Genomic DNA, 22,528 nt, shown 5'->3' with positions numbered 1-22,528 from the left:
GTTTTACACACCCTGAATTTACTTATATTACTCTATGTAAATAAGTTTACTACTGGGCATAGTCATATGAACAAACTAAATATTTTATTCTCCCCCATACAATTTATATACTTCTGTTCCGGCACTTAAAAAAGCTCCAGTTCCGTAAACTTCAGTTTTGTCAGGCCACGCTTTTCCAGGAGCAGCTCCAATGGGCTGAACATAACCTAACATACCATCTTCTGTAACATGCCCCACCATGGCATTCCATCCTTTTTTAACAGCAGGTGCGTAGGTTGTTTTATCTAAAACACCATTATTTAATCCCCAAGCTAAACCATAAATAAAAAATGATGAACCACTTGTTTCAGGTGTAGTATAAAAGTCTTGACCTAATATACTCATTGCCCAATGCCCTTGTGGTGTTTGAGTTTTAAGTAATTTATTCGCCATTTTTTTGTAAATTTTCAAAAAATACTTATATTCTTTGCTATTTGAATCTAATTCATTCATAATATTTACAAGACCAGCAAATACCCAACCGTTACCGCGTGCCCAAAATATTTTTGTACCATTGTCCAACTTCCCTATATATTTTTCGTCCCGGTAATAAAGACTTTCTTTTTTATCAAATAAAAAATCTGTTGATGCTTTGTATTCCTTCATTAAAAAATCAAGGTATTTTTCCTCTCTTGTTATGTTATAAAGTTTAGCCCAAACAGGCGGAGACATGAATAGCGCATCACACCAATTCCAGCGGTCTTGGTGATAAGGAGTCTTCCAATTCATTAAAGTTTGTGCAGGATGAAGCATAATAAAATTGAACTGATCTTTTGTTGGTTTAATCATTTTATCATCCTTAAACTTACGGTATAATTCAATATATAATTGACCTACGGTGTGATCATCTGCATGGTATTTACGGAAATACAATTTCCATTCATTATTTTCTCCAATTTCTTTAAGCCAATTATAATATTTCTCGTCACCAGTCATTTCTGCCCACTTCACCATACCCACATATAAAGCGCCATTGGTCCAATCTAATTGATGATGAGGCTCTTTATTTCCACTGTACGAATCATTAAAATGTGCCATTTGCCAGTCAGCCACTTTTTCCATGACTTTTTTTACTTCTAGTGGTTTTATTTCTTGGGCTTGCGATGAGCTTGCAATGGCAAATATTGCAAACATGATGACAATTTTTAATGTTTTCATTTTCTTTAATATTCTATTAAGTTTATTTTGTATATCTTTCATTTTTATAAATTATATAAATTCATTTTAAGATTTTAAAAACCTCCCACCGTACTGGATTCTTCATAATCAGCAAATCTATATTTATAAACAAATATCACCATTATTTGGATTACTAAACAATTTTCAAGAAATACAACTGTCACTTTCTAGAAAAGCGATACAGATAATTTATTATTTAAAGTTACTAATTAAAGCTTAGCAATTACATTATTGCTTACTTGATTAATTTTTGCTTATCATTTATTCTTAGTTAATCTTTATAATCATTGGAACAACCTCCTTTACTTTGGCTTTTTAAAATAATTAATGAATTATAATTTTTTTTGTGATTTCGATTGCTTCTCTTTCATAAGTGATAAAATAAGTTCCTTTTGCCCAATGGCTGACATCTATTACTGTTTCCATATTTTCTAATTCTTTTTTTGTATACACCACATTGCCTAATACATCTACAATTGACAGTGAACCACTTCTATTTCCGTTAATTTTTATATTCAAAATGGAATTTGTAGGATTTGGATAAACAGAAAAAACATCTTCAATACCATTATTCTCTACACTTAAAGTACCCAAATAAGTTAACCAAATTCTAGTAGCCACCCAATTACTATCACTGCCTCCTCGATCTGAGAACTCTAACGACAACTTGCCATCTGCTACATCTACTTCAAATATTTCATTAAAATATATATTTGGTGTGACATCGACACCTACTACTTTATCCACACCTTCTGCTTTAACATATATCTCATCATGAGAAAAAGTATCTCCAAATGTAATAAGTACCTTCCATTTACCATTTTGCACTTTTGTTTCAAATGTTGCAGGTTCAGAAGAATGACACAAATCTCTATTAAGGTTATTAGCTCCTCCATCAGTTCCTCTATCTCTATCACTTAAATTGGTAGAATCAACCCATCCGTATAAATCATTAGAAGTTGTTGCATGTACTCTATCATAACCAGGCCAAAGAGCTGATGTTTTTGTACCTAAATCAAATCTGAATTCATCACTATTCTCATTAAAAAGGGAGGCTTCACGTGTGACATAAACAGCTCCAAAATCGGTAAGTCCCGATGTATCAAAAACGGTATAATGGAAAAAATCTTGCCCATTAAGGCCAGATACAGGTGGTGTATAAATAAGCTCATTTCTTCCTCCTGGGCCAGTACCGGTAGAGAGACTAATAGTGCCCCCTAAGTTACTAACTTGATCTAAAACCCTAACATCTAAAACATCATTATTAACATCATAATCATTTGAAACAACATCTATAGTAATAGGGTCATTAGATTCCATAAAAAACCTATCGTATACACCAAATGGTTTTATTTCACCTAAGTTTGATGGTGAGTTTCCAATAGCGCGTTTTCTATTAAGCACCTCTCTAACAACCTGAGCTTCTTCTGTAGAGAACCTTCCTATATTATGATTTCCTGATCCATGCATAACGCTGATAGTATAATCTCTTCCTCCTGAACTAGTCGCACCGGCATCAACTCTTGGTCTATTTTCATAAAAGATACCAGAACTACTCGTGTGTCTGAGGTTCCAAATATGACCTACTTCATGCACGGCTGTTCCATCGGCCCAACTGGTAGCTCCATTTCCTCCCATAGTACCATATCTATTAGAAGTTCCTACATTATTAACATAAGCCAAACCAGACGGAGCTGATTTTACGTGATATACAGCTATATCGTGAGTTGTGCCAACTTCGTCTGGATTATTATTCCAGTAATCTTTAAAAGCTGCAAGACTTGAATTTGCAGTAGAGGCTGTTCCAGTACCTGTCACTAAATCTCTTAATGGATCAGTACTCGCATTTGTTCTAATTATAACAGTACCAAGTGTGAATTTAACTCCAGCACCAGGAAGATAACGCCTATTAAGGTTTCCAATAATTGATTGTGCAGAAGCTTGAGCAATGGCTAAATCTCCATTATAAGCCTCCGCCAGGAATGATCTCGATCCAATTTCTACTCCTATTTCATATTCAAGAACATCCATTACTGTTGTTGGGACTAAAGTAGCACCCTGCGTTTTTGGTTTTTTTTCTAATATTATTTTCTTTAAATTATTGGAAAAAAGATCCCACGTTAAATTTTTATTTTGAACTACAGAATTAGAATATTCCCTTTTTACAACTTCATAAGTAGGTGTGTGTGGTTTTTCTGTTTTAATAGTAAAAATTTCATGAGTCTTTTTATCTTCTAATAGCGGTCTTATTTCTATTTTTTCATCTCTAGATTTAATTATAGTAGCAATTAAACCTTTTGGAGTAATAACAGCATTAACATAATATCCTAAATGTTCTTTAACATACCCTGTGTATGTACATTCTTCAGTTTTTTCCACTTCAATTAACTTTCCTGTCCCGTTATCTACTAAAATTCTAGTATTATGACCATAAACAGAACTTCTCTCAAGTTCTAAAGTCAATAGTTCTCCTAAATAGGTAATAGGTATTGATAAATTATCGGATAAATTATTAGGTAAAGCCTCGATAATTAAAGACTCTTGTTGATAATATGTGTTTTCATAATTTAAATTGTTTTTTGCTATTAAATTATTAAAACTTAAAATAAATAATAAGAATAAACCTTTTAGAGATATCAATTTTACTGTCATAATATTTGTATAATTTATGTTGAATATAGTTACCAAAGAAACTAATAAAGAACTTTATATATAGAGACAAATATTCCTAATTTAACTACTAATTTGTTCGGTTTCTATTTAAAAAAAAACTAAAAAGATTAATCGTTTTCTTTTAAGCTTCAAGTGGTTCAAAAAATCGATTAGATGCTCATCTCATTGATGATGTTCAATTACGAGCCAAATAACTCAATGGAATAAAAAAATTGCGCCTTTGATTGGGAAAATTTATCTTTAAGTACCATGACAAAAACATCAGAACAAAGAATTATTGAATTAGAGAGTAAAGTGAAGCCTCTTGAAAAGAAAAAAGCTAGGGCAGAACATCTTGCTGAGAGAGCCGATAAAAAAGTTATTATTTTTTGATACGATCGTTGAAATGATTGAAAATAAATACGTTACCCAAATAAGAAAATAAATTACACACCAAAGTTGTCGAATACTATCGCTAACAAACACAAAAAACAATTGTTTCTTCCGCAGATTACTTGGGGAATGAATTGACAGGTTTATTATAGGACGAAAAAGCAAGAATACTTAAGAAACATTTAGCCCAACAAGTCATTAATTGCGCATAAAGATTCCACGCTTAGATACTCGAAAATTATATTTTTTATTAGAGGCTGAATTAGACACAGTTAAAGTGGGAAGATAGGTTGTTTAGAACCCTAAAAGCCACTTACTTATAGTTCAAGAAAATAATTATTGGGATGCTTTAGGGTTGCACACTTCATAGCCACTAACTTTGCAACTTAAAGTGGTCAGACATTGATTTTGCTCGAAAAACAGTATTTATTCCCAAGAAAACAGGGAAGATTGACCGTTATGGACCTTTAAGAATATTCTTAATTAGAAGACTTAAAACATACATTAAAATTGAAAATTCTCAAATATATCTTTTCAACCTTCAGGTTACCAAAGATGGAGAAACTCAAGGATTAACCACCAATGGTATTGGCTGGATCATTAGGGAAACCGCAGTAAAATAGGCAGCTCAAAGAAAATAACCGACCACAACTTGCGCCATATTTTTGCCACACATTTGTTGGAATATGGCGTTAATATTGTTTGCCTAAAAGAACTTTTAGGGCATGCGCATATTGAAATGACGCTAACCTATCTGCATAGCCTGCTCCGTATTTTCGGGGTGGACAATCCGCCCAGTGGTTCGAAGTATTCTGCACTGGACAAACTCTACGATTAATGAGTCCCCGACATACGGTGGCGGACATTTTAGAGATGGAATAGCTGCAACTTAAAAGTTTGAGCTTAACTTCGTGGCATTACCGAGCTTTGTAGACCAGGTGCCGTACCAAAGCGATGGGCGGACACATTGATAAATGCGATTGTTACCACGCCTTACAGATTAGTTACAACAGTTGCAGGAACAGACACTGCCCAACTTGCCAAGGACATAAACGCGAAGAATGGATTCGGGCACGAGAAGGCGAACTTTTAAATGTACCTTATTTTCATCTAGTATTTACCCTTCCAAGCGAGTTTAATAGCTATGCGCTAAACCACTGCAAAATAGTGTATGGCAATTTGTCTAAGGCAGCATGGCAGACTTTGCAGCAATTTGGTAACAATCCCAAACACTTGGGTGGTAGCATTGGCATGATTGCGGTACTGCATACTTGAGGTCAGATCATGAGTTTACACCCGCACTTGTACTGCATGGTTCCAAGAGGTAATTTAAGTCAATCGGGACAATGAAAAACAGCCAAGAACAAGGGCAAATACCTCTTCAATGTTAAATCCATGAGCCAGGTGTTTCGAGCTAAGTATATAGCAGATCTCAGAAAAAGTGATTTAAAAATTCCTCAGAAAATTTACAATGACGTATTCCGAAAAAAGTGCGTGGTTTATGCCAAAGAGCCTTTTAGAAGTCCAAAATATGTGATAGAATACTTATGCAGTTATATCCACCAAAGAGCCATTGAAAACCATAGGGATACAAATATTGATAGTAAAAATAAGCAAGTCTCCTTCACTGCCAAAGATTACCGTCGTGGTGGTAAGAAAACCAATTTAACGGTATTGAGTGGGGAGTTTATAACGTGTTTTACTTTACATATTTTACCAAAAAGATTTACCCGCATCCGGCATTATGGGATTTTAAGCAGCAGTTGGAAGAAAAAGAAATTGCCAAAACTACAAGCTGAACTAGCTACCGTAAAAATAGAACCAATTAAAACAGACAACCCCGTTTTACACCGCCAATGTCCTGTTTGTAAAAAGGGAAGACTGCATACCATTTTGTTGTTTAATGACCGTGGGCCAACCGACAATTAGCACGTTTTACTAAAGCCTAAGTTAATGAATATAACTAACTAATTAACTACCATTACATCTGCAAAAGCGGCCTAGCTCTGCTATGGCTTAACTTTAAAACGAAGTGATAAAACGAAGTGATAAAACGCAGAAAACGCAAATTAAAACCACTAAAAAAATCACCCAAAAATGTTAGTAAACAAGTGAACGTTAAACATTTTGATCACATCAATTCCATCAAGACCACCAAATAGCCTTCCCTAAACGCATCGTTTTACCCATAGTACGTCAAATTAACCAGATTCCTCAACGCAGAATTCATTTTTAGCCTATTGGCAAAACGAAATCTTAGTTATTAGGCACAGACGGTTTTAAACGATAAAGATTGTTTATCATTTTTTAGTTAAGCATTAAGTATTTGTGCCTAAGCCAATTACTTTTTTTCGACAATGCGTCCTTGTCTGCCAGCCATTGTAACATGTGAGCATCTGCCATCATCCAGAATACCATTTGTTCTTTACCCCAATAATTATCATATTCCCCTTTCTCATACATTCGGCCGTCTTCATGTCGAGATTGTAGTTCTAATATTCTTTCCGCCCTTAATTTTCTCCATTCTGCTGCTTTTGGTAACTTCTTGTCATATTTTAAAATATCCACTAGAGCATCCATACCATAATAACAAGCATATCTATACTTTGACCAATCTGTTCCTTCGGGGTAATATTGTTCAGGACTTTCCGGGATATACATCGTTCCTCCTGGTGCCTTATAAGGCGGGGCCATAAATTTCTTGCTAACTAGGGTTTTATAAATAAATCTAAAGTTGTGATCCAATGTCTGAGGAACTTTTTGTTGTGCTAAGGAAAACACTAGAAATCCAGACATCTGTAAATGAGCAATAGAAACCATATAGTCATTATGTAATATGTTGTGATTTATAACAATACCGTCTTCACGAACATTGTAGCCGTCTAACCACTCTTTTGGTGATTTTCCATCTAATTTAGGCTTGGTTTTACTCATATCATTCTTTACCGAATAAGCGCTAATAAGTAATCTACTGCAAACTTCTTTCCAGTCTTTTACATTTGGATGATAGGGCATCATGGCAATGGCTAACTGAAGCGGCATAGAATCCCAGGAGTTTTCTTCTGCACGAGAGTTTCCTCCTTCTCCGTTCCAGTACTCAATTTTATAAGCAGGAAAAATATGTCTATTTGCTTCGTATATCAATGCTTTACATAGCATCTCTTGAGTGTTTTTATCTAATTTATCCCAAAGCATCCAGCCCGCACGTGCAATCTGCGCTACCCATAAAGTTGATTGCCAGTGGTCTCCCCATTTTCCTCCATTAGCTTTGTGGTTTATGACAACCCCTTTAACGAGTTTTATAATTGTCTTTTCAATTTCATAATAAGAACCTCCCATTAATTGTGGTTCTATTCCTGTCTTAATTGCTACAGCTAATCCTAATGCGGCACTTGATGGTGTACGAATCGGTTGTTCTTTATTGACATTTTCAATAATAAACATGTCATTAGTTTCAGAAGATTTGTAGAAATCGTTTGCCCATGTATAGGAGTATCTACCGGCATTTGCTATAAGTTTTGAACTCAATAAAAACTCTTGGCTAGGATTATCTTTTTTAAAGTTTCCCCAATCAATAGGTACAACTAATTCTTGTGAATAAGATACATTACACATTATAATTTCTGCTATTAAAAGTATAAATATGGCGTACGTTTTTATCATTTTTTTATTGCTTTAGTTTTAGTTTAAAATTGAGCCATAGTTCAAGCTTGTGACTATCGTTTATGTATAATATCTTGGAAAGTTGCGTGTTTATGTGCGAGGATTTTCCGAAGGAAAATCAGATGCAAGCAAACAAGCAATTCACATTGATTAAGCAAAAAGTAGCAATTTTTCATATACTGTCTCGTAAGCTGGACTTTAATTGGTCAAACGCACTTCATTCAGTTTTCTAGGTATATTTCGTCAATTCTATCTTTAATAATGTCATTAAAATTGTTTTTTTTTAGATTTGATTGTCCTAACCCCCAAATCTCACTTTCTGCTTTTATAAGTGTCTTGACCGTTTCATTATTAATCACTCTTTCAAAAGATATTTCTTTAGCGAATATTGAATAAATTCCAAAATTTAGCATTGAAGATTTAGTGACTTTAAATCTACCGTCATTTTCCAATTCATTTTCTTTTTCATTAAAGGATATTCCTTTTTTATAAGTATAATGTTTTGTTGTTGAACCGTAATGTTTGTGATTTTTCTTATTGTTAGTTTCAATATTAGTACGAGCATTGAAGTAAGTTATTGGACTAAAAGAAATCAACAATATAATTCCAGTTAAAATCAAAAGTATTTTTTTTCTTTTTGAACTCATATTGTGATTTTTTAAAATAGTTTTTATCGGTTTAGTTAGCCTGCTTACAACATTTTTATAACTCCAATGGCATAATCCAAGAGCTACTTCTATTTACTGCTTAAATTTTCTTCTATTTAATTTATCTGTTTCAATATCCAAAACAAAACTTCCTTTACTAGGATATCTCTCTAAAGTCATCGGTTTGTTATCTAAAAAAAGTTCCAAAGGAGCTTCAGTGACCGAAATAGCATGACCATATTGTGTCTGTTTTCCTAAATTTAAATAAGCCATGTTCAAACAATTTCCATTTACCAGATAAGTAAAGAGCATTCCCCTTATACCACGTATTGTAATGTGGACTTAATTAATACCACAGAGTATGAATGTTGATGAACCTGCTATATCTGGTATTTCTTTTCTACTATCAAATTTCACGCTTATTATAGTTTCATTAGCATTGAATACGATTTCTAAATGAAATGTTTTAATTTTTATGTCATTTCTAACACTACACGAAGTAAAAAAACTTACTAATATAAATGTTAATAAATTCTTTGTTATGTCTCTCAAACAATTTAATTAATTTTTTATCTCTCATTTAAAGAAGCATACATTAAATCGCCTGCTACAATTTTAAAGGAAGTCGCATATTCTGAAATATTCACTTCGTCTGGAATTGTTATTTTAAGACCATCGGCAGTAATTTTATATTCAATTTTTTCGTTTGAGCCTAAGATTTCAATGTGATCGATTTCATAATCATAGAACGGAGAGTCCTTTTTTAAAGCTTTGATTATAAACTATTCTACCCATTTTGCTAAGTTAATTTATTCACTTAAAAGTGTACCAACAAAATTAGACATTCCAGGCCCCTACTATGCCTTCAATGGTTTGGAATTGAATTTCTAGATAAACAACAATCTTCTTGTCTGCTTTAATTATAGATTCTTGATGGTATTCCTTAATTGGATTTTGCGAAACAGTTTGTCCTTTTTTCAACTCTACATAGAAAACTTGAGACGTTATTTGCGCTGCTACAATTTGTGAGCAAAAAGCGATAAAAATGAAAAATAAAAATTGTGATTTCATATTAAAATAAAAAAGAGTTTAACTTAAATTCAGATTGTATTATATTTTCTTTATTCTAAATAGATTGGCAATGGATATCTTTTATACGCTGTCTTCATATCGTAACGACCACCGTTAGATTTTACACCATCGAAACGCTTTTTAATGGCTTTTCTATATTTATCTTTATCGGGCATTGAACGACGGTAATTATCAATAAACAAACCAATCTCTTCAAACGGAATTTTATCAAACCCTACCATTGGTTGAAAATCATCCTTCATCTTGAAATTAAGTGTCGATGCATCTACAAAAGCGTCCATAGTAATGGGTTTAGGATATTCCCAACTAGTAGTTATAGGTAAATCTTCCACTGTACAACCGTGCATATATAATCCTCCTTTGTTCGAGCCACTAGTTGACATACTAGACTCTTGTACATAGTTTTTATTGATTACTCCAAATGATGGGGCAAAAGGATTCCCGTCATTCATGATTTTTTTTAGAGTAAGATATTTAGATTTATAGGGTTCAAATAGCCATCCCATCTTACCATAGTTCTGTTCTGCACGCCAAAGGTTATCTTCCTTATCACCTCGACGCTTTATACCATCATCATAAGCACGTCGTTTTTCCCATTCTGCTCTAACTTTATCTACGTCCTTTGACGCATAAAAGGCTTGCCATACAGTTGTTGTCTCTAAAGCTATATTATTCCTACAATCGTTACCTGCACCAGAGAAGGCAATACTTCCTCTACCTGATTTATAAAATACATTACTATTAAATGCCACACCCATTCCAAGATCATCATTACGCACACCTTCCACTGGGTAAGCTCCTGGGGTTTCCATCAAGTGATGAATGAAATTGTATTGAAATTTATTCCCAAAAGAGGCCCAGTCAGATCCTGTATAACAAGCATTCCAATCACCCATTTCCCAACCCATATTATAGAACTCATTATACTCAATAGTAATATCGTTACCTTTAAAAATAAGTGCTCCATTCATTGTGTGAAATAAATTATGAGAACACTCAATACCTACACCATGAATACCCACGACTCCATAACCACGTAAACGACATTCGGCAATTTCGTTATTGATGAAATAATTATTACATGCTTCTAATGTTTTGCGATCGCCTCCACTAATTGAGGCAGCACTGTATAAACCTTTAAATGTACATGCAACAATACCATTATTCTTTCCGCCATTAATATCAACTCCTTTTTTTACAAAATTGCGAAAATCACATCCTACAACTTTATTATTTTCACCTCCATTAATACCGATAGCGAGTTCACCACCATTCTGAAATACAATATTCTCAATACTCACATTACTAAGTTGGTCGAAACGTAACATATTACCGCCTCCTGCAACGGAGATATTAACTGACGATTTCATAGCACTAATTGGCCATAAGTACAACTTCTTCTCCTGTATATCAAAATACCATTCACCGGGCTGATCCAATTCACACAACATGTTAACTACGCGAGCGCGACGTGGTATCCCTTTTTGACTATCCACCACACCATAACGTGTATGATGCAATAACTGAACTTCTCCATTTTCAATTGCTCCTATACGTTCGCTTTGAAAATACCAATCATTATGCAAATAACCTTGCACTACCACCTGTCCATTTTTTTTAAATTCGGCATCCCACTTAGCCCAATCAGTCTGTTCATGAGTTTTGAATTTACCACCTGTAGGGTTTTCTAAGGAATAAGGAGCTGGGCTTTCTTCTGGTTTTAACCAACGCGTTGTAGGACCTTCCTTAATAACTTCTTTAATATGTGAATAGCCTCGATTAGGCCATTGTGCAAGTTGTAATGAAAATTCATTCCAAGTTAAAAGACTATAATCTGAGGATTTTGGAGGTAAAATTAAATCGCCTGACTGATTCTTATGAATTTCACCTTCTTCTCCTAGCACGTTAAAAACACCAGCAGCAGCATCCCCTTTTAAATTAGCAACATATACTTTACCAGCAGCACTTTTGTGCAAACGCGCATAAACATCAGAACGAACAGGTTTAAACAGAGAAGCCGGAATACGCATACCACCAGAAATCGTTGCTTTATCTTTGCCATTAGATTTAATACTTAATTTAATATCTTTGGACATCATCAATAAACTATCAAAAACAACCTCTTCTTTAATTTTATAATCCCCATCTGCCAATAATACATTGACTTCTCTATATTTTTTTTCTTGAATTGATTTTTGAATAAGTATTTTGGCACCCGACAATGTATTTACAGGAGAATCCACTGTACCACTATTAAAATCATTCCCTTTAGGAGATAGGTATATATTTAATGCTTCCTGAGAATATACATTCCCGAGTAACATGTTCATAAATAGAAACATTAATAAATTACTATTACATTTTTTCATTGTTTATTGTTTATTGTTTTTATAAACTAATACAAAATTCACCTGTACAGTAGTTTTTCTCTGAAAGAGATTGCCTATCACCGTTCGACTCGTATGGCTTTAATTTAGACGGGTTTATTTTTATTTATTTCAAATTAAGGAGTAATATTTCGTTGAAAACATCTTTTAATCAAAATAACCTGTTGTTTACCGCAGGATTGATATCAGAATAGACGCCACAAAAAATGCATCTCAAGTAGATAGAACTTAAAACTGTACTCATATAATATACAATTGTCTCCAACCTTGTGATTACTCCGTTTTAAAGCTCCAAACTTGCCCTACTGCTATTCCTCCATGACTATCTTTAGTTATTACTTTCCAATAATATGTTGTTCCTGAAGTCAAAGAAGAAGCTATGTAGCTTTTCTCTGGATGATTTGTAACAATACTTGCTGTTGGAGGGTTGCTAGTATCTAAAACCACGTCAAAAGTAAGTGCATCTCCATCCGCATCTGTTGCTCCCCATACTAATGAAGCTGAAGTGCCTTGAGTTGTTATGTTTAAAGCTGGTTGAATTAACGTTGGAGAGGACGGTAAATGGTTCTCTTTACCAAAACCTTCGGTGTAAAAGTTAAATACTGATGAGAATGAACTACTTGCATTTTTACTATCAACTGCTTTTACTCTCCAGTAATAAGCTACTCCTTTTTCTAATGAAATTGTTTTTGTAGGAGTAGAAAGATTACTAAAACTATGTGTTATTTGTGTAAATTCAGCATTCTTCGAAACTTCCATCGTATACTTTACAGCATCACCATCTGGATCTATCGAATTTGACCAATCAAATTCAAGATTATTGCTTATACACAATTGATTATCTGTCGGTCCTATTAAAACAGGGGAATTAGGAGCTTTATTTACAGTTGAACCTGGATCTGGATCTGTTCCAGGATTTGATGTATCCGGATCGTCTCCTCCTCCACTACATGAAGTAATTATCAAACTAATAGCTAGAAATCTTAATATAATATTTTTCATAATTTATTCTTTTATTATTTTAATTGTCTTAGGCTTTTTATTAAACTGAACAACAGCAAAGTATATTCCGGCAGGCTTATCACTTATATCTAACTCAACCTTTCCTCCTTTTACATTGTATGCTTTCGTTGAAAGTAACTGAGAATATACATTGTAAAGCTCTACAGTTATGACATCTAATGATATTGATAATGCTATTTCAAAACGACCTTTTGTTGGGTTTGGGGTGGCATTTATAATACCGTCTATTTCTTTGGTTAAAGTCCCTTCACACAGAACACTAGTTTTAACTTCTATAACATCTCCAAAGCCAGCATCAACAGAGAAAAGTGTGGACGATGTTTGCAGAACAGATCTTCCATTTACCGATACGTTATATGGAGCCGTTCCTTGAGTCATTTCTATTGAGACTTTTCCTTTATCTGAACTTGTTTTTCCTGAAATGGAAGTACCAGATTCAATTTCTAAACTATAACAATTTTGTATACCTGTTGCTGTATTGGTTATACATAAATCATAAGTTCCTGCAGGTAGATTTTCTAAGCTCAACTCTCTTGTAAAGTCATTATCAGAACCATTAAAGTTTGCAACATAATCCCCCTGGTCTTGAGCCACAATTATTATTTGTCCATTATTCTTATCTAAACAGGTCTCACCTATTGTTTTAATATTATAGCTTTCATCCCCTGCATCAGATAGTTTAGTTAACTTTATCCAGTTAAGATTAAAACCACCTTTTTCAACATAAAATTGCATTATCTGTGTACCTGCCTCAAGTGTTACAAACTCACTAATAGTTTTCCAACTTTGAAAACCTCCTGAAGAAGGAACAACTACTGAATTGGTTTTATTTACATCATCAAATTTTATTACAAACTGTCCTGTAGAAACCGGTGAAGAAACTCTAACATCTAACTTATACTCTCCTGCTGTTTCTACATTTACGGAATAGTTAAGCCATTCGTTATCAGAAATATAGCTTATCACATAATCGCTATCTGTATCATTAGTAGCCTCTATATCAACGGCGTTAGAACGATATTGCTTCCCTTTATTTGCAGTATCAACATCAAAAAAAGCGACGCCATTGCATCCTTCATCATAACTTTCTGCTTCAATAATACCTGGTATTTTATTTTTACTTAGAGTCACGACTCCTAAATAGGCTGGGTCTGGATAACGAAGATTTATTTCTGCCAAATCTAAAGTTCCGCCTGAAGATGGCGTATTATTATATTTTGTTTTAACTGTATTTCTATACTCACTTTTATTAGGTACTTCTTTTCTAAAGTCATCAACTACCAAACCTACTTTTTGAAAATCCCATTTTTCAAAACCTGCCATGGGTGCAAATGAATCTTTAAATCTAAAATCTAATACTGAAGGGTTTTCAAAGGCCACAGCAGGATCGAAGGCAATCGGAGACTCAACACTTGCAGTTGTTGGCATGCCATTAATAATATCATTTAATGTTTTATTAGGATTATATCCATGATAATCTATATAAGGTACTTTACCTCCAGAAATATAGTTGTTATCTAATGTAGAATAGGATTGTGTCCATGGATGAGAATTTGGGTCTGTTAAATCAAATATTTTAGAAAAATTAGGATATTTATCAATCCAAATTTGATTGCTCTTCCAACCCTCCTTACCAAAGACTAGTTGTGCTCTTCCTAAATAATTATTTTTCTCATTTACCGAAAGTGTTCCTGCTGCAATATCCAATTGCATTTGTTCGTGTTCTGCTACTTTATCCGCAAGAAATTGCTCTTTAGATATTTTTTCATAAGGCGTTTGAGTTAATCCCCAAATATAATTAATCCCTATCCCAACATTTCCTTCTATATGAACATCAGGTCCTGAACCAGACGCCCCACCTCTTCCTGTCTTATAGAATATATTATTTAACACTGACAATCCTGAACATCCATCATCTCCACGAACAGCTGTTACAGGATGTGCTCCCGGTGTTTCAGGGAAATGATGAAAAAAATTATATTGAATTTTATTACCAAAAAAAGCAATGTCCCCGCCAAAGTATATAGAATTCCAATCTCCCATAGAATAACCTGCATTATATATTTCATTGTATTCAATTACATGGTCATTTCCACTAAAACTAAGCCCTCCATTAACATCGTGTATTAAATTATTAGCAAAATAACCACCTACTCCTCCAAAGCCTATTAACCCATAACCTTTAATTTCACAATTATAAATGTGATTATTTGTAGCCACATTATGTTCCTGAGTCAAACTCAATATATTTTCATCGCGTCCACCAATAGCAAAAGCATTAAATAAATCGAAAAAATCACAACCAGTAATACTAGCGTATATATTTCTCTTTAAATTTATCCCACGGCCTTTTTTTGATGAAGAAAAACTACAGCCTTTTACACTAATATATTCTGAATTATCAATTTCTATTGCAACTAAACCAAAGCCTGTGAAATTTATTTTTTCAAAATTGAGATGCTTGATTCCACTTCCTTTAAACAAAACAATATTATTTATTTGTACTATAGGCTTACTCTGTGTAATTGGTTGTAAGGGCCAAATAAACAACTGTTTTCTTTTTTTATCATAATACCACTCACCTGGCATATCCAATTGAGACAAGGCATTTATCAACTTAAATCGTCTAGGGACACTTCCAAGTTCTTGTATACCATATCTTGTATGCTTTAACAGTTGCATTTCTCTTGTTTCAGTATTTACACGAGCTAAAAAATTACGATCGTAAAACCAGTCATTACTTAAATATCCTTCTACAGCAATATCTTCAGAATCCATAAGATCATTATTTAACAGTGTCAAATCTGTTGCACATCCATTTTCCATGATAAATTTTCCACCCGAAGGGCTTTCAAAACTATAGGCAGGTGGGCTTTCTCCCGGAGCTAAAAATCTATCAAAAGGACCTCCGTCTGTAATTGTTTCTATATAACCGAAACCTTTATTTGGCCATTGGGCAACAGGAAGCGCATACCCATCCCATGATAATGACCCATAGTCACCTTCATCAAGACCTGCAAAAAAGCTTTCGTTAGCAAGGTTAGCTACATAAACCTGACTTTGTGAATTTACTGGTAATCTATCCATATAAGGCGTCTCCTCTAATTTTTTAAAAGAAGCAAATGGAATCTCTTTATTAGATGTTATTGTAACTTTTTCTTCTTGATACGCTTTTATTTTTAAAGGATCGTTCAGAGCTCCTGAATGATTGCTATTCAAATCAATAGTCTGATCAATATTATAAACCCCCTCTCTTAAATTCACTCCTTTTATAGAGCTATTAGAAGCTACCATTTCAAAAGCCTTTTTTAAAGTTTTAACTGGTGTCGAAATACCACCAGAATTAGAATCATTCCCATTAGGACTCACATAAATAGCCTGCCCTGAAATTTCGCCATAAAAAGTTAAAACAATTAAAATGGAAGCAACTAAACGGAATTTAAATATTTTCATAATTTGAAGATTATTTGTGCATTTATATTTGAAATTAAAAATCAAATATATTACACCTCATCACTTCAAGACACTATTTATAAACCTGATTTAGGGTATAAATTGTTCAAAACAGTGGTGTTCTCTATATTTGATGAAAAAATCTATAGTTCTATTATTAAATAAACTTTTTAGAGTCTTATTTTTTAATATTTAATTAATCACATTACTAAACTCTTTGACATACAATGCCACTTTATCAAAAAAAACCTATTAAAACGGAATTGGTTTTAATAGGTTCAGATTAGTCTTTATTACCAATAATCATTGTTTTAAACTTACAGAAAAACGCTATGTTTATTTAATTCTAGCTCATCCATAAAAAGTTATAAATACAATACAGGTTTAATTCTTCCATTATTTACTTTTGGCAAAACCTATTTTCACATGTACTTTAACATTCGCTGGCAAATCAATTTCATTTTTATCCTTCCTGTTTTTTGATATATTTTTATCATTGATAGACTTTATTGCCAATCGACTTTCTATTGCGATGGTTTGATCAATTTTACTGGTCACAACAAGATTAACTTCCCTGTTTTCCCAATTCCATTCCATGCTATCAACAATAATTGCTTTCTGAGCAAGTATTCCCTTAATTTTTCCTGTTGGTAATTTTTCAACATCAATCCCTGGTAATAAATCCAATGTACCCGGACGAGAAATTAAACACATTTCTGTAATAATTGCAGGTAGGGATAATGTTGAATCTAAGTTATAAGTATTCTTGTTTGGATTATGAGAACTAATTAAACTGCTATTTAGGTAATTATTCTTAGCAAAAACATCTAAAGAGTTCCATGAAATCTCTGGAGCATGAAGGCGTGCTCCCATAAAACCAAGATGCATAAACCCATGTGCTGACTTATCTCCTTGACCTGACTCAATACGCTTATTAATAGCAATTTTAGCTGCTTCGTAAAGTTTTGGCGTACTTGGATTAATATCGTTACCTGGATATACCGCATACAAATGGGAATTATGTCGGTGATCGTAATTATCTTTTATATTTGGATAGCTCCATTCGGCAATGGCACCATCTTCATTAATGCGATAATCGGGCACTTTAGCCAAAAAGCGCTCTAACGCCACAATTTTATCTTGATTTATCCCCAACTCATTATAAGCTTTAATTAATGAATTAACTGATGTTCGAATAATAGCGATTTCTGAACTCGCATTAACCGATATAGCAAGATTAGGATCCATGCCTTCATATTTTCCAGGTGAATTTTCTGGGGATACGCTAGGAAAAATTAAAAATTTACCATCTTTTCCTTCCATATTTTTTAAAAAATCCTGATAAAATAACACTACATTTTCTAATAATGGCACTACCCTATTTTCTAGAAAAATTTTATCACCAGTGAATAAATAATGTTGCCAAAAATAACCACCTAACCAACCTGATGCTCCTGTCCATTGCTCCCAGCCTGCTATGGTAGTACCATGTCTCCAACCATGAGAGATTGCCCCCATATACCCACGACAGCCGTATGTGTTTTTTGCATTTAGCTCCCAATCTGGATAAAGTGATTCTATCCAACCAAAATAACTTTCCATAGCTTCTGGCTGGTTGCCTACACTTCCAAAAGATATTGCAAGATTTAAATTTGAATCATTAGTATAATGCCCCCACCAGCGTGGATTCCATGTATCACCCCAAATACCCATAAGGGTTGGAGGAAGTTCGCCACTACTAGAAATTAAACTGTACCTCCCTACATCAAACAATAATTCTAATAATTCTGGAGTAGGTCCATTTGCCGATTCTGCTATAATCTGTTCTGTAGTTTTTCCAATCCCATGATTTCCACCCAAATCAAGACTAACACGATTGAATCTTTCCTTATGAATAAGAATATGTGAATTTAACAATTGGTCATAAGAACCTGAAAGCCCATTAAGTTCTGCATTTAAAATTTCTGGGGTTCCTTTTGATGCAGCGGGTAAATATTCAACTCTAGAAATTAGCAATACCTCATCTGCCTCAGAAACAACAATATGGTCAGATTCCACTTTACTGTGTCCACCTTTTACAATAACACGAGCCATAGCTTGGTAGCCATCTGGTTCCTTAAGTCCATGTAATTTTTTATAGTAAGTATGCAAATAAATTTGTCCATCCTTATGCTCTATAACTGGAGCAGCTATATCATCTTCATTCCAACCTGGACGGGCTGCAAAACGAAAAGACATTGAAAGTTTCGCTTTTTCAGGTTTTGTAATACGCGTAACAATAATATTGTTAGCTCTTGAAACAAATACATCACGCTTCCACGCCCCTCTTTCATCTTCCCATTGGACGTTGATTTCTCCTGTTTCTAAATTAACCGAACGCTTATATTTTTCAATGTCTCCTTCTTTAGGGATAGAAAATTTTAAGTAAAGCCCTGGATGCACATAATTTAAACCCAACCTTGACCCTGGTCGTACTAGTGCCTCTTCTGGGTAAATAGCTCTGTTTCCGCTAGAAAAAGCATTATGAAGGCCTTTAGAAGCCTTAGCAAACTCTCCTGTTTTAGCAAGTTCTCTAAGCGTACGAGAATCTTTAGTCATATCAGGCACATTGGGTTTAACAGGCTGTGCAGGAACCCATAATTTTTCATGATTAAAAACAATTGTTTCTTCTAATGGATTCCCATAAACCATAACTCCTTGAACTCCATTACCTCCAATTAAGGCATCATCCCAGCGATTGGCTGGGGCACTACTAGTTAATATAGATGATTTATTGTTCGATTGTCCAAAAGAAACAAGTTGGAAAAACAAGACTAAAATTGTGATTATCTTTTTCATTTATTTAATATTTAATATTTAAGTTTATTTACTTTTATAATTTACCTGACAAACTGAGCATCTGTCCACACCGCATGATCTGAACTACCATTGTCCCCACCATCTGTTGTTGTTAAACGAATTTTATCCGTTCCTTTTGGGAATTCCACGTTAATTAAGACCGCATCATCTTTTCCTGTAAGTCTCTCACTTTTATATATTACTTCCCATTTATCATATTTAAAAGCTTCAACTATAAAAACACATGAGCCATTATCATTTGTCATATCCTCTATTCCTATAAAAGCTTTCATACCTTTTGCCTTTTTAAATTCGGTTTTATCAAATTCAGCATATCCTATTTTTTCACTTCCAACAGGACAAATCATTAATCCTTTATCAAAGCTTTTTCCGTTAATTTCAATACCATTCCCTTCATAATCCTTATCACGTCTTACACCTCCATGCGCAGATTCGGAAATGGTTTGTACACCACTTAAATAAGGGTACTTAGATGCATAGTTACGAACAATTGGGTCACAATTATAAACAGATAGGCTACGAATTTCTACTGGTTTTACGACAGATTCTAAACAACGAAAACGAATACGTTTTGTAATTACAGGTTTTACCCTATCAATTTTTTTATGGCCAATAGTTTCGTATCCCGGATTGTTACTATAAGGTTTAAATCCAACCAATTTATTTCTAGGCTCAAGCTTTTCCCATTTTCCGTTAACAAAAGCTTCTAGAATATATTTTGATATTTTTTGTCCGTTTACAATATTCTCCATGGTAACAATGGTATTTATTTCTCTAGCTTTCTTCCAAGACACTTCAACTATATCGCCTTTAGTTACTGTTTTAACTTCTGCAATTGGGTTAGAAAAACGTTTACGAATGTCATCACCCAAAGCTTTTGCTGCATCTGCAATATCCTTTGGAATTACCCCCTCTGTATTTGGAGGTAGGTTAATTATTGTATTTGCCCCTAAACCAACGGTTCTATAATAAAGATCAAGATGCTCCCAATGTTTTTTAGGATAGGTTTTCATTATTGAATCTGGATGCCAAAACCAACCTCCATAGCTAAATGCATTATTTGTTGTACATTCTCTTACACGCCAAAATTCTCCTAACGGATGCCCTGTTCGTACTTCGCCTTCTAATAAACCATAATTATTCTCTGTGGTCATGTCATTACTATTAGCTGCTGGTCTTGTGTTATTTGTTCCATCAACGGTATGTACTGCATTCCACATAGGGTAAACTACATGACCTGTTTCATTTCCCGGAACCCAAGTATCTGGCCCCATAAAAACCATTTCTGGTTGAAGCTCTTTTGCTAAATCGGTGACAGCTCTCCATACACCATTAGGATCTTTGGCATCCCAGTGGTCTGACCACATAAAACCAATAGGCCCATAATTGGTAAGTAATTCTCGCATTTGCTCAACTTGCTTCTGTATTAAACGTTTTTTTAGTCCCGGATCAGCCCGATGCGCTTCCCCCATTGCTTGTCCCCATGTTGTCATCCAGTCGAGAGGTAGTTTCAAATCACCTTTATATTTTCCTAAAGTGGCGTTGGCATCAAAAGCTGCAGTATGGTATAAAGTTGGTATTAAACCGTGTTTACGACAAGCATCGACAAACTCCCGTACAATATCTCCTTTTCCATCTTTATATGAGCTGTTGGCGATAGTATATTCTGTAGTTTTTGAAGGCCACAAACAAAAACCTCCTTCATGACGTGCTGTTAGACATACATATTTTGCCCCCATGGATTTGGCGGTAAGCACCCATTGTTCTACATCTAAATTTGTAGGATTAAATTTTGATGGCGACTCTTGACCATCACCATGTTCTTGATCTGTAAAAGGGTTTAATCCATAATGAATAAATGCTCCAACTTCCCAATCTGCAAAATTAATTTGCTGTTGGGTTGGCTTTGCTAATGATATAGATTGCCCTATTATTAAATTGGGTAGTAATGTAACTATGCAAAAAAAAGCTAAAAACTTAAATATTCTCACTGCTATTTATTATTAATTTTATGATTCATTCTCTTTTTCAATTCAATTAAGGGTTTTATCCACTTTTCAGGAATTTGTCCAGACCTATCAGGTGGTACATTTAAAAGGAAATTCACTTTATTATCTAAATTTCCATTAAAAATTTTCACTAAATCATCCATCGGCTTAACTTCATCATCGTCTTCCCAAAACCATTCATTACCTATCGGGAGGTTTGATTCTGCAGGAAAATAGGTTTTCTTTCCTTTTATGGTCCATATAGGATTATACGGATTATCTGAGTAATATCTTTCTAAAGTAAGCGCATCACTAGGCCAGGCTTTGTCTTCCAGAAAAACTAATTCACCATCTTTTTGTTTTTTACCATGATTCATTATTACCAACATATCAGGGTACTTATCTGTAATATGCTTATAAATATATTCCCTATAGCCATTCCCTAGAATAATTGGAATATCTATCCAGAACTGAACTAAAGGCCCATAATTTTCTAATAATTCATCTATTTGTGCCGTCATAAAATTTTGATATAATGAGGTAGTAAATGGAGGGGGTGATAAATGAAGATCTTTTTCTGATGGTGTAATTAAAGCGCCCGAATAATTTTCACTTTTGTCGGGCATTAAACTAAAAAAATCATGATGATTATCCCATGCACAATAATAAATACCTGGAGCAATACCTTGTTTCCTACATTCTTTTACAAATTCACCAACTACATCTGTATTGTCTTTATTGTTTTCTACATCATATTCTGTATACTTAGAAGGCCAAAGACAATGCCCCGCAACATGTTTAGCTGTTAACACGGCATAATTCATTCCCGCATCTTTTGCAACCTGAATCCATTGTGAAACATCTAAATCTGTTGGAGCATACGCATCAATAGGTGCCTTACCATCTGGCAATTCTTCTCCTAAAAAAGTACTCATACCATAATGAATAAACATCCCATATTTAAGGTTCTGCCATTCCTCTAATTTTTCTTTAGAAAGTCTTTGCGAGTAAATAGTACCCTGTTTATCTTTATTTGAAGAGTCAATCCTATAATTACATGAAGTAAGCATAAAAACCAGTAATATAAATAAAAGAGAAAGTAAAAGTTTATTTTTCTGAATTTGCTCCATTTTTTTCTTATTAATTTAATTAG

15 protein-coding genes and 1 pseudogene are annotated in these 22,528 nt (G+C 33.9%); 4 read left to right on the top strand and 12 right to left on the bottom strand.

Annotation, left to right across the window (positions count from 1 at the left end):
- Window positions 1-84 precede the first annotated feature (84 nt).
- The gene (locus Q5N74_RS10035) at window positions 85-1,173 is read right to left on the bottom strand and encodes a glycoside hydrolase family 105 protein (RefSeq protein ID WP_304388661.1); all 1,089 of its coding nucleotides are present in this window, start codon (window positions 1,171-1,173) and stop codon (window positions 85-87) included.
- A gap of 369 nt (window positions 1,174-1,542) precedes the next feature.
- Window positions 1,543-3,870: a T9SS type A sorting domain-containing protein gene (locus tag Q5N74_RS10030; RefSeq protein WP_304388660.1), complete on the bottom strand. Its 2,328-nt coding sequence runs from the start codon at window positions 3,868-3,870 to the stop codon at window positions 1,543-1,545.
- A 270-nt stretch (window positions 3,871-4,140) separates the two neighbouring features.
- Between Q5N74_RS10030 and Q5N74_RS10025 the strand changes: the two genes are divergently transcribed.
- The 4 genes and pseudogenes from Q5N74_RS10025 (at window position 4,141) to Q5N74_RS10015 (ending at window position 6,192) form a co-directional block, all read left to right on the top strand.
- Window positions 4,141-4,263, top strand: coding sequence for a hypothetical protein (locus Q5N74_RS10025; RefSeq protein WP_304388659.1), 123 nt, complete (start codon window positions 4,141-4,143; stop codon window positions 4,261-4,263).
- 401 nt (window positions 4,264-4,664) lie between these two features.
- Window positions 4,665-4,886 (top strand): hypothetical protein, encoded by a 222-nt coding sequence (locus tag Q5N74_RS18975; RefSeq protein WP_369686029.1) that lies wholly within the window; start codon window positions 4,665-4,667, stop codon window positions 4,884-4,886.
- 29 nt (window positions 4,887-4,915) lie between these two features.
- A complete protein-coding gene (locus Q5N74_RS10020; protein ID WP_369686025.1) occupies window positions 4,916-5,101 on the top strand; it encodes a tyrosine-type recombinase/integrase in 186 nt (61 codons plus the stop codon).
- Window positions 5,102-5,145: 44 nt separating this feature from the next.
- Window positions 5,146-6,192, top strand: a pseudogene (locus tag Q5N74_RS10015) (transposase).
- Between the two features lie 378 nt (window positions 6,193-6,570).
- Here Q5N74_RS10015 and Q5N74_RS10010 read toward each other — a convergent pair.
- The 10 genes from Q5N74_RS10010 to Q5N74_RS09965 form a co-directional block, all read right to left on the bottom strand.
- Window positions 6,571-7,926: a hypothetical protein gene (locus Q5N74_RS10010; RefSeq protein WP_304388658.1), complete on the bottom strand. Its 1,356-nt coding sequence runs from the start codon at window positions 7,924-7,926 to the stop codon at window positions 6,571-6,573.
- A gap of 221 nt (window positions 7,927-8,147) precedes the next feature.
- The gene (locus Q5N74_RS10005) at window positions 8,148-8,573 is read right to left on the bottom strand and encodes a hypothetical protein (RefSeq protein WP_304388657.1); all 426 of its coding nucleotides are present in this window, start codon (window positions 8,571-8,573) and stop codon (window positions 8,148-8,150) included.
- Window positions 8,574-8,666: 93 nt separating this feature from the next.
- Window positions 8,667-8,846, bottom strand: a complete 180-nt coding sequence (locus Q5N74_RS10000; RefSeq protein ID WP_304388656.1) for a hypothetical protein — start codon at window positions 8,844-8,846, stop codon at window positions 8,667-8,669.
- A gap of 564 nt (window positions 8,847-9,410) precedes the next feature.
- Window positions 9,411-9,644, bottom strand: coding sequence for a hypothetical protein (locus Q5N74_RS09995; RefSeq protein ID WP_304388655.1), 234 nt, complete (start codon window positions 9,642-9,644; stop codon window positions 9,411-9,413).
- A 50-nt stretch (window positions 9,645-9,694) separates the two neighbouring features.
- Complete coding sequence (locus Q5N74_RS09990) at window positions 9,695-11,995, bottom strand: right-handed parallel beta-helix repeat-containing protein (RefSeq protein ID WP_304388654.1); 2,301 nt, start codon at window positions 11,993-11,995, stop codon at window positions 9,695-9,697.
- A 330-nt stretch (window positions 11,996-12,325) separates the two neighbouring features.
- Window positions 12,326-13,018, bottom strand: a complete 693-nt coding sequence (locus Q5N74_RS09985) for a hypothetical protein (protein WP_304388652.1) — start codon at window positions 13,016-13,018, stop codon at window positions 12,326-12,328.
- Window positions 13,019-13,057: 39 nt separating this feature from the next.
- Complete coding sequence (locus Q5N74_RS09980; protein WP_304388650.1) at window positions 13,058-16,528, bottom strand: carbohydrate-binding protein; 3,471 nt, start codon at window positions 16,526-16,528, stop codon at window positions 13,058-13,060.
- A 396-nt stretch (window positions 16,529-16,924) separates the two neighbouring features.
- On the bottom strand, window positions 16,925-19,366 hold the full coding sequence (locus Q5N74_RS09975) for a glycoside hydrolase N-terminal domain-containing protein (RefSeq protein WP_304388649.1): 2,442 nt from the start codon (window positions 19,364-19,366) through the stop codon (window positions 16,925-16,927).
- Between the two features lie 41 nt (window positions 19,367-19,407).
- Window positions 19,408-21,378, bottom strand: coding sequence for an alpha-L-fucosidase (locus tag Q5N74_RS09970; RefSeq protein ID WP_304388648.1), 1,971 nt, complete (start codon window positions 21,376-21,378; stop codon window positions 19,408-19,410).
- 2 nt (window positions 21,379-21,380) lie between these two features.
- On the bottom strand, window positions 21,381-22,505 hold the full coding sequence (locus Q5N74_RS09965; RefSeq protein WP_304388647.1) for an alpha-L-fucosidase: 1,125 nt from the start codon (window positions 22,503-22,505) through the stop codon (window positions 21,381-21,383).
- Window positions 22,506-22,528: the final 23 nt, after the last annotated feature.

The sequence above is a fragment of the Mariniflexile sp. AS56 genome (genome assembly GCF_030552475.1).
GTDB lineage: Bacteria > Bacteroidota > Bacteroidia > Flavobacteriales > Flavobacteriaceae > Mariniflexile.
This window is presented reverse-complemented; position numbering and strand designations above follow the sequence as displayed.

What these genes read in the sequence shown, in the direction of transcription:
- Q5N74_RS10035 (WP_304388661.1), bottom strand. Translation starts at nt 1,173, where the DNA reads ATGTTTGCAATATTTGCCATTGCAAGCTCATCGCAAGCCCAAGAAATA.
- Q5N74_RS10030 (WP_304388660.1), bottom strand. Translation starts at nt 3,870, where the DNA reads ATGACAGTAAAATTGATATCTCTAAAAGGTTTATTCTTATTATTTATT.
- Q5N74_RS10025 (WP_304388659.1), top strand. Translation starts at nt 4,141, where the DNA reads ATGACAAAAACATCAGAACAAAGAATTATTGAATTAGAGAGTAAAGTG.
- Q5N74_RS10010 (WP_304388658.1), bottom strand. Translation starts at nt 7,926, where the DNA reads ATGATAAAAACGTACGCCATATTTATACTTTTAATAGCAGAAATTATA.
- Q5N74_RS10005 (WP_304388657.1), bottom strand. Translation starts at nt 8,573, where the DNA reads ATGAGTTCAAAAAGAAAAAAAATACTTTTGATTTTAACTGGAATTATA.
- Q5N74_RS10000 (WP_304388656.1), bottom strand. Translation starts at nt 8,846, where the DNA reads ATGGCTTATTTAAATTTAGGAAAACAGACACAATATGGTCATGCTATT.
- Q5N74_RS09995 (WP_304388655.1), bottom strand. Translation starts at nt 9,644, where the DNA reads ATGAAATCACAATTTTTATTTTTCATTTTTATCGCTTTTTGCTCACAA.
- Q5N74_RS09990 (WP_304388654.1), bottom strand. Translation starts at nt 11,995, where the DNA reads ATGAACATGTTACTCGGGAATGTATATTCTCAGGAAGCATTAAATATA.
- Q5N74_RS09980 (WP_304388650.1), bottom strand. Translation starts at nt 16,528, where the DNA reads ATGAAAATATTTAAATTCCGTTTAGTTGCTTCCATTTTAATTGTTTTA.
- Q5N74_RS09975 (WP_304388649.1), bottom strand. Translation starts at nt 19,366, where the DNA reads ATGAAAAAGATAATCACAATTTTAGTCTTGTTTTTCCAACTTGTTTCT.
- Q5N74_RS09965 (WP_304388647.1), bottom strand. Translation starts at nt 22,505, where the DNA reads ATGGAGCAAATTCAGAAAAATAAACTTTTACTTTCTCTTTTATTTATA.